Here is a 13,085-nt window from a genome sequence, read left to right as displayed (position 1 = left end):
TTTCTTTCCGAAACTTTTTTTGCAATAAATTGGATTTTATACCTTACCATGACCATAACTTTATTATTGAATTCAATAATAGGTGGCATCAGTAAGACACGTTTTATTTGAATGCTTTTTGAAGAGTTGCTTTAGTCTTTGGACCATAGATGCCGTCAGCAACAAGACCGTGCATGAGCTGGAATCGCTTGACCGCATTCGCGGTTTTCGGTCCATAATAGCCGTCAATACCGTTATTTTTTGCGCCTTTATCGGGGTAGTAATACACAGCAGCCAGAGCTTCCTGCAATGATTTTACTCCAGCACCCTTTGTCAAAGGCTTGGTTACTTTAATAATGCCAGATGGCAAGTTAAATGATTTTTTAGGCTTACTCGCTTTTGGCTTGGATGGTGTATTTTTGACAGGTGACGCTTTCACAGGTTTCGCTGTTGCCTTTTTCCCTGTATGAGCGGTTGCAATACCTGCCTTGAAGCTGTCCCAACGATTAAGCAGCTTTCGTGGACATTGTTTACCGCTCCATCTTTTATGGGGAACAACATTGGCCAACGGAATACCTTGATCCTGCATCAGCTGACGAATTAACCATTGAGCGTTCTCGACAGCCTTCTCAAAATTACCATCGCTGTTCTCGCAAATTTCAATGCCGATCGACTTCATGTTTCCGGTTCCCCGACCATCTCCTGCATGCCAGCCGTTTTCATTCAAAGGCAAATGTTGATAAATGACTTTATCATCAACTGTAAAGTGCCAGCTTGTAGCTGTATCAGGTTTTTTTACATAATTGACATGACGCAAGGCATTTGCTCCTTTGTCAGTGTTTGCGGTGTTATGAACTGTAATATACAAAGGCTTCATATAGTTTCCTGGTCTGTTGCGGTTACTCTTTGGAATAAAATCTTTAATGATTTTTACCATGTTCATCGTCTCCTCTGATCAATTTAATATAAAAAGAGCCACCTCATGGCAGCTCCTTACTTCGCTAATCCTTTTTGTTTTAGGACTTCTTTTTGTTGCTTACCTTTGTCGGTCACATAGTTGTTTTTGAACCATGCGGCAAGGGTTGTTGCGATTGTGAAGATCATTGAACCAGCAAGGTACAATGTGTCAGCTAATGATGTGATTTGATCATCTTCAATCGGTAAAACTGGTTTACCGAAAATAATTAAAGTTTGGTTGATTAATGCCATAAATAGAAGCACCGTGCGGATCACCGTGCCTTTGTCGAATGTTTTCATGATTTTTACCTCCTATTTTAAATTCCGTTCAATTTTATCGAGCTTGTCGATCACGACATCATACTTTTCACTAAACTTTGCTAACACTTCATTTTGCGCTTCGATTTGTTCATTGAGCTTGTTTTCTCTTTCCTTTGTCGTGTTGAGAACATAAAACAATACCCAACAAAAAAGAACCGCAAAGGGTCCTTGTGTCATCAAATATTGAGCCAAATCCATTTCCACCATACTCACCTACTCCTCCACTTTGTCCACCTCCTTAAAGAAGGCAAAATAAAAAGCCCCTCTAGGCTTCGTATTGTTCTCCTGTTATGTCTTGATAGTCTTCTTTATTAATCCAACCGATTTCTACATAAAAGGCAATGTCTTCAGGACCGTAACACTTCCAATCCCAAAACTGCTTTATATCCGCGACTGTTGGATATATCATGATTTTTCACCGCCTTTCATCTCCTGAATCTCAGTCATTAATTGAGCCAGTTGTTTTGTCATCTGTGCCTCACGCAATTTAGCTGCAGCTGCTTCCTTTGACAGTTCAGTCAATTGTTTAGTTAAGACTGCATTTTGCTGTTTAAGTAAATCAATATCATACGGCGGTTGCTCTATTTGTAAGCTATCAATGTATTCTTGGGTTGCTGATTCGCTCCATGTCTTGCTTGTGGGATTGTATTTCGCGATGTACAACCCTTCTTGAGGTTGAACGTCTGTAAACCCCTCTGGAATTTCAGCGTCATCGGGGATTTCTTTATCCCCACCAGGTATATACTTGTTGTGTTTATCAAATGCATATATAGGTTTCATACGGTTCACTCCTTTGCTTTAAACATACAATTCACGACAATAAACTCAGTATTACTACTCGTGTCTTGTATGCAGAAACGTCCATCTGTAGCGATATACTGTCTACTAAATTGCGGTCCCTTAAAACCACCGGTACTAGAAGCGATGCCAACATTATAGAGAGGGAAAGGCGGTTCACACCCTTCTGGCAACATAAACGCACCAACATCCCCAAGTGTACCGCCTGTGATGGCTCCTGTAACATGAACAATTCCCATCGCATCCTTTGCAACGCGAACCCGATAGTCATTATTGACCTCAGACTTATATGTTTTCCATCCATTTCTGATAGTCGGTAACTTCCAGTCTAGTTTTGCATCAGAATCAGTGATCATACGTTTCCAACCTTTGAATTCCCCACCAGTATGAACGGTTCCGAACCAGTACATATTGTCAAAACTTCTCCATAAACGAATGTCTTTTCTTGTTCCTGCAGTCCCGACATCAATATTGAACCACGATGAATCGTTTGTGGTTGGCTTGTTTGTAAGATACTGTCCAGCTGCATAATAGTTGCCAGAGGGTAAAGATAAGATATCCGTTCCATCTAACACAGTTGGAAGCGGCTTACGATCCCCCGAATCTTGCGTCAGTTTATAGAGTTGGCCATTGTTCCATTTATCTTTTTCAGCTGCTGTCGGCAGCTGCGTCCAAGTGATAGATATATGGCTAGAATTATAGTAGAAGTAATAAGCATTACCTGACGTATCTACCGCAAAACCAGTTCCGATGTTGTTTTGTCCCACCGTCTGAATACCTCTCAAATAGGCATTGCTGGGCGCTGGGGAATCTTCTACCCCTGGTGATGCAATGAAAGTACAGGTCCCTTTGTCTTTTATCGAATCATAAATATTTTTGTCAGCTGGAACAGAAATCAAGTATTTGCCGTCATCAGCTGTGATCTTATATAACTGCGATTCATTCCATTTCTTCTTCTCTGCTTCTGATGCATGCGGCTTGGTGTCACCAATATGGCCAACGAATTGTTCTAACAGCCCGGCATCATTTTCAAGTAATACCTTCACCATGTCATTGAAAAGATCCGCATGAGCTTTGTCGCTTGTTTCAAACACTTTAGGAGATTTAATATCCATCGATGAGCACTCCTTTCCTAGTAAATATCATCAATCTCAAAGATGAATTCAATGTCACCATCTTTTTGCTTGTCTGTCATGGTACGGATGGCCGTAAACTTTCCATCTTCATCAACAAGAGCCAATTCGTTGATGACTTCTCCTGCCAGTTCTCCTTCAGCGATGGTGCACGTGTACCGGATCTTCGCCGGCTCCATGAATTCATATGAATCAATTTCTTTTTGAACAAGTTCCTTTTTAAGTTCTTGTTCAGTGCCGTCTAGTGAGATCGGTTTCCCATCCTTCGTCCCACCCTTTCCAAAAGCCATCTTAACCACTTTTGTGAGCTTCGTTCCTTCTGCTCTAGCCTTGGCCATTTGTTGCCGAGCATAAAGCGTTGTAACGGTTAATTGATCAGCCATTATGATCCTCCTTTATAAATCTATTTGTTTGGACGTGGCAGCTAGATATTTTGAACCGTCTAGCGGTACTGATCCATCAAGCGTCCAATATTTCTGCTTAATGATTACACTTCCGCTTTGCTCATTTGATACATGAGCAGCCATGCGGAATGTTACTTTCCTTTTTTCTTTATTTACGTGTTTGAAACGAGATCGAAGTGTAAGAGTTGCTTGTTGATCCGTTTCGTTTCTGGCTCCTACCATGACATATCTTGTACGTCCAAGAACTTTCATTTCTTTATTGAGTTTCATGGCCAATTTTAAAGACTGTCTAAATCGAACTGGGATGTCAGTTGAATTGCGTGAACCGCTAAGATAAAACGTACCATTTAGTAAAAATTCACCATTGAGTAAAATGGGGATGTGATCAAAAAAGCCCACTCTGCTGCGCAGTGTGAGCCGGTTATGATAGTCTTTGATTTCATGAACATCCGTATGATGTATGCTTGTAAATTTGTAAGCCAAGTGAGCCGGCTTCAAGTTTTCAAGCGTCTCCACAATGTATCTGGTGTTCTGCAGGTCATCCAAATTAACACGAAGGGAGAAATGATAGCGGCCTGTCGTTAGACGAACCACCGCGCTAGGATTCTTCAAGAACCGGTTCACTGCTCTTTCTAGTGATGCATACGTGATCGGTGGAATGTTTGACATGAGATTCAATATACGTGCCCTTCTCAATTCAATCGAGTCACCTGATTCACGTTGCACCTTCAGCATTCTTTCCCATCGATTCAGACCCCATGTGGCTGTTATCGGAAAAAGCTGATCAGTCATATTAAAAATAGAATCGTCTAGCATTTCCATCTCTGGAGCCTCTGATTTCATTAATTCATCAAATTCAGTGATCTCCGTTAGGTAGGAAGGTAAATAGGCTTTCATATCATCATACTTGCTCATTGACGATCACCTGCCCTAGACGCGGGATTTCAATGTCTTGAAGCGGCAAGTTTTTGGCTTCACCGTTGATCAAGACATCTGAATAGTCCGATACACTACTCGCATGATACAAAATGTCATTGATCGCTGACATTCTTATCACGTTCTCCTCGAAAGCAAGTGATTTCAGAAGAGCTTTGATCTTCTCTTCAATCTCCTCTTGTGCATCCTCAATGGAGTAATCCATTTTAAGCTCCACCGATACGGACACCTCAACATCTTTCCAATTGGCGCTTTCAACAGTGGCATTAGCCCCGATTGGTGCTTGGCCTTCCCCTTCTCCTGGAACCGGATCAATGTACTCTTGGACCTTATTGACGAGCAGATCCGTCGCAACATCAAAATTCCCGTCTGTGATGACAACTTTTACTGTGCCTTCACCATTCCAAAGCGGGAACACCTTCGCCCTCCCAACTCCTTCTACTTCTTCAGCCCACTTTTTATAATGAGCTTTGTTAGCACTGACAGCCTCCCGCCTTGCCCTCATCAAGTACCTTTCATATAGAGCTTCATCGTCTTCTTCTTCTTGACCAGGTATTTTCAGCTCCTCGAAAATGACTGATTCTAAACCTGGTATGTTATCGAGCGATAGGAGCGGCAGTTCTGCAAAATTCCCGTTGCCTACAGCACCAGTCGTTTCACACTTCAGCGTGCCGTCAGATTGATATTGAAAGTACAAATTGTCGATATAGAATCTTGATCCCGTTGGTATTCTGATAGTTTCAGGTGTCACCTCAACGGACCATACAGCACTTGTGGCCGCTTTACGAGTGATCCCCACTTCAGCAGCTCGTCTATCTAAAAATTCTCCCTGCGCTGTATCCGCAAAGACAAGATCGAATACCTGATCAAGCCATATATAAGATTGAGCAAGTTCCGCAGCTGCAGGAGCCAATGCATTCCATATCACGCTGTTTTCACGTTTATCAATATCATCGGGTATACGTTCCAGCATTCGCTCCATGATGGCTTCATAAGACTGTTCCTCAAACATCTCCGATCACCTCCTCGATCTCCAAGGTCCCTTCATCAGTCACCACGTTAAAGAGCACTTTAAAGGTTGCCCCTTCTTTAGTGATCTCAAAATCTTGCACACTTTCGATTCTTTCATCTACTAAAAGAGCTTCTTCAATGAGACGCGGGATTTCCATCTCTTTGTATTCGTCCGTTGATTCTTCATCAGACACAGCTTCCTGCACTTCGCATCCTACGTCATGGCTATAAACAGCATGCGAATATCGTTCCGTTCGCAAAGCCATATAGACGAATTGGCGAATAGCATCAAGACCATTAATCTTTTCATTGGTTAAACGGCCAGACTCAAAGTCGATTCGGTAGGTAGTCGAAGGTTCAACAATATCCTCTTCGTCCTCATCCAAATCCTCAATTTCTTCTTCAGGTGAAAGAGCCATTATGAACCACCTCCTACTACTTTATCTAAGATGTAAAACGTCTGGCCCCCTGACATCGCAAGAACCATGATACTATCGCCTTCTTCTAGCTCATCATCTTCTCCCTCGTCTAAGCGGGCTGGCCAGATAAGAAGTTCTTCAGGAATGATGAGTTTATCATTCTCATTGAGTCGAACACTAAGAGGAGAAACAGACACCACATCACCAAGTATCAAGTCAGTTGGCGATTGTGCATCCACAGCATCGACAGCCAATCGCTTAATTGCCTCGCTTAGTTTCATGTCTGGTTCCCCGTTGGGATGGAATTTTTCTCAACGACATCGATCGTCATGGTGTGTTTGGTTCCTTTAAATTCATGGCTGTCTTGATCGATCCAATACGTTTTTTTAATGCCGATATCAGGGATGATGATGCGTACTGGCATACCACTTTGTAATCCAGGAATACCTAGAGCTTGAATGCTTTTCAGCTCTTTTTTTACGCCTTTCCTTTGAGCCAGACGGACATCTGCTCTCTTTTGCAGCTGTGCCTGATTTATTTCCCCTGACACTCTTTCGACGTGCTGCAGGATGCCGTATTTTCTTCTTGCAGCACTATCATTCGCCACAGCCTGCATCTCAATTTCTTTCTTTTGTGTGACCATCTTTGGCTTCTTTGGCTTTGTTGGTTTGGTCGTTTTCTTCTCTTTGTCAGTAGTCTTAGATTTCTTTTTTTCTTTCTTCAGCACCTTAATTTTATCCACGTGTGTTGCTCTCATCTTCACACGTGTGGCTGTTTCTTCAATGGAAGTGCTGTACTGATAATCAATGAGATTCACGCCTGATTCAATGACCCATACTTCAGACGGATCAGGCCATGCTCTCAGCCCCATCTTGCCTTTAGCAGAATAGATTTGATAGTTACGTCCTGTTTGTTTCTTTGTTTCCCTTAGAGCCTGCAAAATGATGTCATACAGGCTTGTATCATTTTTGAATACAAGTGATTTAATGACATGGCCAGTGTTAGCAATCGACGTCATCGGGATCTGAAAATCTTGACCCAGTCGCTTCATTATTTGATCAGCCCGCTTGTTTGCAAAGACATATACATCCTGGTTCTTCACCAAATACTGAAGCATGTCATAAGCAGTAAAAGTGAGCTTTTCATCTTTGGGCGTTCTTGCAAAGACTGTACCTCGAAAGAGTTCTTTTCCTTTCCACTTGAAAAGAACAGTGTCACCTTCTTTGATGCTGTAATACTTTTGAGAACCCTGTCTTGTCACGATCGTTGCTTGTATTGAGCGGGGGGCCTGATACCTTTGCCCCCGAAGTGTCACACTCTCTGTCACAAGCTCATACATGGTGCCGCTTCTGATGGCAAAAAGCTCAATCAATGTCAGCCCCCCTATTGTGGTATTTTTAATTTTTGACCAGGGAAAATCCAATGCCCTGGTTGTCTAATATTGCGCCTACTTCGTTTGATCATCGCGGCTTTATTCGCATTCCAAATGCGGCGCCACTTTGTGCTGTCACCATAGAAACGACCAGAAATATCCCACAAGGTATCACCCTTTTTAACGGTGTACACTTTTGGTGCGCCTTTTGAACTGCGTTTTTTGCTGCTCTTTTTGGATTTCCGTTTAATTTTTCTTGGTGATGCTGTTTTGTATTCTTTGAGTTGCAAAGTAAACTCTCGATCACCAACATCATAAGTACCTTCATTGTGGTTAAAGCTTTCTATGCTGCATTGGATATTGATTTTGGTTCCAGTAACGATAAAGCGTACAGGCTTCTTTGAACGCATCATTCGTTCAATTTTCGCAATCGCATTCTCTGGTGATGGAATGCTTTTATATTCAGCGATCGGTGTATACTTCTTTGGAAAAAAGGCTGTAAATGAAATTTGGCGAGCCCCTGGTACATCCAAGAATGTGAGCTCGCCAAATTTTGATACTTTGATAGATTCATTTTGTACGTTGTTATTGAGTTCCAATTTCTCAGGAAGAACAGGGAATCGTAATTTGTCCTTCCCTTGTGACATCCACATTTGATATTTTGATTTAGCCATCAATCACGACTCCCTTCGTTCCTGTGTTGATCTCGACTTCTAGTTCTTCAGCTATTGATCGTTTGATCTTTTCAACAAGTGAGTCTTCATCTTGTCCATTATGGAAGTGCTGATCGCCATTAAAGTTAATGATGACCTGTTTTGACCCACCAGAAGCAGACGGTGTATTCGTTGTGCCAACTGTTACTGTTTGCACCTGACCTTGTGAAAGCTCAGATGATGCAGCGTTGGTCGGATCGTATACATCCATTCCTAAAGCCTGTGCAGCTTGAGCCAACAAGTAGCGGCCACGTATGCCGCGCTCTTCAGGAATAATCCATTCACGCTTGTTTCCTTCCCCCACTCTGGCGATTTGCTCTTGCGTGATTAGACCACCGTTTGCATACCCCTTATATGGTCCACCGTTTCTGATACTTCGTAATCCCGGCGTATTATAGACACTACCATATCTGCCTTTGATGTAATTGATAGCAGCTGCAGCATTATGGATTGGGTTCCAGATGTCGTTCATGCCGCTTGCTTTGTTTGAATTAAAGGTCGGATCAATGGTCTGCATTAATCCTTTAGACGGCGTTCCTCTCTTGGCGTTTGAATCCCATAGGTTGATCGCTTTCGGGTTTCCACGTGACTCATTCTGCGCAATCGTCATCAAACCAGGTAGCCAGCTCATAGATGTGCCGGTTGCCATTAAAGCAGCCATCAGCCACTGTTGAACACTCAGGTTAGATGCACCCATACCACTAAATGCAGCGATTAAGGAGGCGGCTTGATTCTCTGCGAATTTCTTCACGTCAACTGAATCAAGACCTTTGACGACTCCGATCGATGCGAATTTTCCAAGACTCATCATGACACGTGAAGGAGAATGAATGTCTAGCTCTTCCCTAAACGCCTGTTCTACCTTCTTGGCCATGTCCTTAGCCGCCTGTGTCACTTCACTTCCTTTTGACCTCATGCCGCTATTAAATGCGTCAATCAGTCCAGCTCCCCAGGTAGGTGACTCTTGGCGAGCGGATAAGAAAGGTTGCCTTACATTTTGATCTAAGAATTGACCTGTACCGGTTGGTGTCATATTTTGACCTGCAGCAAAGCCACTGACAGTTTGAACACCATACTGCGAAGTCGAAGTCTGAATTTGAGTAAATGGTTGCTTGATATTGGCTTGTTTCCACTGTTCCAGTGAAACGACTTTGCTGTTTAACCCTTTTTCAAAGTCAGTGCTAAACTGTTCCCCGTATTTTGATGCGTTGCCCGCATCCCCAATTGATACCGATCCACCTGCAGAAGTGGAAACTGATGAAGCAGCAGCTGGTCTCATAGGAGATGATGAACCTGCTGGAGAGGTTGGTGATGTACCGTTTGGCACTACGGACATTCCAAGATGTGAAGCAGCCTGAGCAAGCAGCATCTTCCCTCGACCTCTATTGTTTTCAGTCGGGATGACAAATTCTTTCCCTGCCTCGCCGATCCATGAAAGTGTTGGTTTTGTGATATAACCACCGGTGGCGTTATTTGCTGTTTTCTCTTTCTTTTTCAGGCCTGTTTTTTCTTCTCCTTTTTTCTCAAAGATATGAAATACATTTCCACTAATTTCTTTAACTTTACCGACTACATTCCCAACAATGTCAAATAAGCCTTTCCATGTGCTCGTTAACCTTTCAGCATGGTCTTTTAGCGGATTAAAAACATATTTTTCAAACCATGTACTCACTGTCTTCCAGATACCTTTGATAATTCTCCAGGCATCCTGAAACTTTTCCCACACAAAGGTAATCGCTGGTTCCGCATATTTCTTATATGGCTGCCAAACGTACTCATCAAACCATTTGGCAAGTATAATCCAAGTGGTTTTAATCCAATTCCACGTATTTTTAAACAAATTCCATATAAAGATAATGGGTGGCAAAGCGTAAGTTTTAAACGGCTGCCACACATACTCATCAAACCAAGCCGCTAGTATCACCCATGTTGTTTTAATCCAGTTCCATGTACCTTTGAATAGATTCCAGATAAACATGATGGCTGGAATGGCGTATGTCTTAAATGGTGTCCACACATATTCATTAAACCACTCAGACAATACTCCCCATGTCTCTTTGATCCAATTCCATGTATCAACAAGTTTATTCCATACCCAGCCAATGGCTTCTACTGCATATTTACCATATGGTTTCCATACCTTTTCCATGAACCACGTTGATGCAACACCCCAAACAGTTTTAATAATGTTCCAGGCAACAACAAAAACACCAACAACAAAGTTGATGATTGGTACAACAAAGTTATAGATAGGTATGAATACTTTTTCCATGAACCAGTTAGAGACTTTCTCCCAAGTGGTTTTAATTTTTGTCCATGCTTTTTCAAAAAAATCACCAATTGGTTCAGCAACGTTGTCATTGAACCAAGTAGAAATATCTTTCCATGTATCTTTAATCCACTTGATTGCATCCTCTGACCATTTGACGATCTCGTCCCATTTCTTCTTGATGGTTCCATTGTCGAACATCTTTCCAATCCATTTGCCAAGATCACCGCCAAAGATGCTCCCTAAGATTCCACCGATTGCTGTTCCAATTCCAGGGGCGATCATTGTTCCGATTGCCGCTCCACCGATTCCGCCTCCTAGATTTCCTGTGAACCCACCGATCTTTTCACCTTTATTATCATTGTTGATGCCAATCAGTTCTGTGGCCGCAATCAGTGTACCGAGAATAGGAATACGTTTTCCGATGCTCTTTGCACCTTTACCGAGATTTCCTAAGAATCCACCGCCACGCCCTTGGTTTGGCGTTGTTGGACGTACCGGCTCACCTCTATTGATCCAAGGCTGACGATATTCAGGAGGTCGTTGGTTCCTTGGCGGTCTCCCTGCTCCTCCAGAACCTCCAATTACACCGCCGCTCGTTCCTGCTCCCATTCCTCCTCTTAAACCTTTTCCCCATTTGTAGGCAGCAAAGGCTCCTGAGAGTATGGATTTAAGCGGCTTTAATAATGTGGCCACCTTTCCTAAGAACGCAAGCGCAAACGCATTGGCAATCAGCGCACCGGCAATTGAACCTTCGCCAGTAAGGGCATTCCAGTTGATCTCGCCAATCTTCTTGGCGATCCGAATACCTAATTGCACAGGATCAAGTGCTTCAAGAAACGATTCAATGAATATCTTTCCTGCTTTGGCTCCTGCATCAGTGAAACTGTCCTCGGATGATTTGTCATCAATACCAAGTAGACCGTTGATCACACCGTTTATAATGCCACCGTAAGTCTTCCCGACATTCTCGGCCATTTTGAAAAGACCTGGTTTCCCAGTCTTCTCCCACCACGCTCCGAAAACATCTTTCGTGTTATCAAGGACGAGCTTCCACCGAGTTTCAAAATCCATTTTTCTGTATTTTTCTAGTTGTTCAAAGTGCTTCTTCAGCTTAGGGTTGTCCTTAAATTTCACTTTGAGCTCTTTCATTTGCTTCTTGGAGAGTTTTTCTCCAGGGAACAAAATTTTGAACTGATCACCAATAAATCCGAAAACACTTTTGGTCGGATCAAGGAAGCTATTAGCGAATTTCTTACCCGCTTTTTCAGCTTTGTTGGAAAGGTCAGTCAATACAAAGGAGTATTCCCCACGCCACGTTCTAAATGCTTCAAGAGCGGGTTGGAACGCAGCTGCAAGTCCTTTACCCCAAGGCATAAGGATGCTGTTATTGATGAATGATTTAACACCCAGGAATAAGTTGGCCAAGTTGTCCGACATTTTGATCATCATGTCGTTGTATTTGCCAAACTCTTTTGTAACTTCAGGCCACGTTTTATTTATGTCCTTGCCGCTCTTTGCAAGTTTTTCGAGCTTACCTCTGGCATCACCAGAGATTGCCCCCATTTCTTGAAGAGCAGCCGTTGCGTCACCGATAGGACGCCCCGATTTAATGCCGTCATATAAACGCCCCATCCATAGCGCAACTTCTGAAAATGGCCGTTGAACACCTGCAGCAACATCCCCGACTAGCTTCATACCTTCAGTCGTAGAAAGGGCATTGCCCGTAAACACTTGAAGAACTCGACTTGACTCGAAAATTTCATCACGAGTAAATGGCGTTTGACCGGCAAAGGCTGTCAGCTCGTCCAGACGTGCATCTGCTTTTCCTCTGCTGCCGAGCAGTGTTTCAAAAGCCGTGGTCATGTTCTGTCGATCAGCAACCATTTTGAGCGGCACAACAATACCACCTGTTGCACCGGCTCCTACTCCAAGCAACCCAAGTGTACTGGTGACAGCTGACACGATCCCTCTCAATGGCTTTGTGAGTAGGTCAAGGACCTTAATTGTGGTTGTGTATGTCCGTCCCAAATGGGTATTCGCAAATGAGACAGCCCCACGTACTGGAGCGGTAAAACGATCAATCGCATTAATCGCCACCCTGTATTCAGACCCTAACGTGTTCCGAGTATAAGACGCTATACGGCTGACTGTACGCCGGACCATATCAACGGCTCTAATGGTGTAGCTGTAGCCTCGACCAAGTTGACGCGCTGCATATGATGCTATACGTCTGATCCCTGCGGTCGCACGATCATGTACGGTTATTGCAAACCGCTCTACTTTGCCGAATTTCCGATCGATGTAACGACGAAGCCTAACAAGCCCTGGTGTTGCCTGATCCTTAATACGCATCAGCACACTATGAGTACGCGGCATCTTGCGTTGTAAGAAGCCATTGAACTTTCTCAATGCTTTTGTAGCCAGATCATTGAGATCAAGAGTCAGCTGATAAGTTCTAGCAAGGTCACGCAAAACAAAACGCTGCACACGTCTTAATGCGATTGTTGCATTGTCTCGGATTCTTAATGTGATGGGCCGCTCTGATCTGCGGCGCAATCTATCAAATCGTTCTAGGTCCCCTCTGATCAAACGCAATTTACGCGTGATCCGGTCTTGTAAATCAAACCGAGCGGTTAAACGAGCCATGTCTTATCCTCCTTTCTTCGATTCCTTTTCAAGCACTTCTAATTTGTGCCTGATGAGGCCATATAGGAATGCTTTGAATGGCCTTGGTGCTTCATAAACCTCTAAAAGCTGGGACGGGGAATAA

General features: G+C 43.2%; 14 protein-coding genes. All 14 read right to left on the bottom strand.

Annotated features, from left to right (window positions below):
* Positions 1-103: 103 nt before the first annotated feature.
* The 14 genes from MHH61_RS15125 to MHH61_RS15060 all read right to left on the bottom strand — a co-directional run bounded on the left by MHH61_RS15125 (position 104) and on the right by MHH61_RS15060 (position 12,961).
* Positions 104-916 carry an N-acetylmuramoyl-L-alanine amidase gene (locus MHH61_RS15125; protein ID WP_125586385.1) on the bottom strand — a complete coding sequence of 271 codons (813 nt, stop codon included), beginning with the start codon at positions 914-916 and terminating at the stop codon, positions 104-106.
* A gap of 56 nt (positions 917-972) precedes the next feature.
* Positions 973-1,236: a phage holin gene (locus MHH61_RS15120; RefSeq protein ID WP_125586387.1), complete on the bottom strand. Its 264-nt coding sequence runs from the start codon at positions 1,234-1,236 to the stop codon at positions 973-975.
* Between the two features lie 12 nt (positions 1,237-1,248).
* Positions 1,249-1,461: a BhlA/UviB family holin-like peptide gene (locus tag MHH61_RS15115; protein ID WP_025092921.1), complete on the bottom strand. Its 213-nt coding sequence runs from the start codon at positions 1,459-1,461 to the stop codon at positions 1,249-1,251.
* 61 nt (positions 1,462-1,522) lie between these two features.
* Entirely contained in the window at positions 1,523-1,666 is a 144-nt protein-coding gene (locus MHH61_RS15110) for an XkdX family protein (RefSeq protein WP_034667567.1), read from the bottom strand.
* Entirely contained in the window at positions 1,663-2,037 is a 375-nt protein-coding gene (locus tag MHH61_RS15105) for a hypothetical protein (RefSeq protein WP_125586389.1), read from the bottom strand. Before MHH61_RS15105 ends, MHH61_RS15110 begins: the two co-directional genes overlap by 4 nt.
* Before the next feature lie 5 nt (positions 2,038-2,042).
* On the bottom strand, positions 2,043-3,170 hold the full coding sequence (locus MHH61_RS15100) for a hypothetical protein (RefSeq protein WP_125586391.1): 1,128 nt from the start codon (positions 3,168-3,170) through the stop codon (positions 2,043-2,045).
* A 17-nt stretch (positions 3,171-3,187) separates the two neighbouring features.
* Positions 3,188-3,571, bottom strand: coding sequence for a phage tail protein (locus MHH61_RS15095; protein ID WP_125586393.1), 384 nt, complete (start codon positions 3,569-3,571; stop codon positions 3,188-3,190).
* A 12-nt stretch (positions 3,572-3,583) separates the two neighbouring features.
* Positions 3,584-4,507, bottom strand: a complete 924-nt coding sequence (locus MHH61_RS15090) for a YmfQ family protein (protein WP_125586395.1) — start codon at positions 4,505-4,507, stop codon at positions 3,584-3,586.
* Entirely contained in the window at positions 4,494-5,540 is a 1,047-nt protein-coding gene (locus tag MHH61_RS15085; RefSeq protein ID WP_125586397.1) for a baseplate J/gp47 family protein, read from the bottom strand. Before MHH61_RS15085 ends, MHH61_RS15090 begins: the two co-directional genes overlap by 14 nt.
* Positions 5,533-5,958, bottom strand: coding sequence for a DUF2634 domain-containing protein (locus tag MHH61_RS15080; RefSeq protein ID WP_125586399.1), 426 nt, complete (start codon positions 5,956-5,958; stop codon positions 5,533-5,535). The genes MHH61_RS15085 and MHH61_RS15080 overlap by 8 nt, the downstream gene beginning before the upstream one ends.
* A complete protein-coding gene (locus MHH61_RS15075; RefSeq protein WP_125586401.1) occupies positions 5,958-6,239 on the bottom strand; it encodes a DUF2577 family protein in 282 nt (93 codons plus the stop codon). Before MHH61_RS15075 ends, MHH61_RS15080 begins: the two co-directional genes overlap by 1 nt.
* Positions 6,236-7,330 (bottom strand): phage portal protein, encoded by a 1,095-nt coding sequence (locus MHH61_RS15070; RefSeq protein ID WP_125586403.1) that lies wholly within the window; start codon positions 7,328-7,330, stop codon positions 6,236-6,238. The genes MHH61_RS15075 and MHH61_RS15070 overlap by 4 nt, the downstream gene beginning before the upstream one ends.
* Before the next feature lie 11 nt (positions 7,331-7,341).
* Entirely contained in the window at positions 7,342-8,004 is a 663-nt protein-coding gene (locus tag MHH61_RS15065) for a LysM peptidoglycan-binding domain-containing protein (RefSeq protein ID WP_125586405.1), read from the bottom strand.
* Positions 7,997-12,961 carry a transglycosylase SLT domain-containing protein gene (locus MHH61_RS15060; protein WP_125586407.1) on the bottom strand — a complete coding sequence of 1,655 codons (4,965 nt, stop codon included), beginning with the start codon at positions 12,959-12,961 and terminating at the stop codon, positions 7,997-7,999. The genes MHH61_RS15065 and MHH61_RS15060 overlap by 8 nt, the downstream gene beginning before the upstream one ends.
* Positions 12,962-13,085 lie beyond the last annotated feature (124 nt).

Origin of the sequence: Bacillus sp. FSL K6-3154, from assembly GCF_040869395.1 — a bacterium.
Lineage (GTDB): Bacteria > Bacillota > Bacilli > Bacillales > Bacillaceae > Bacillus > Bacillus safensis.
Note: the sequence above shows the minus strand (reverse complement) of the source record. Positions and strands in the feature narration are given on the sequence as shown.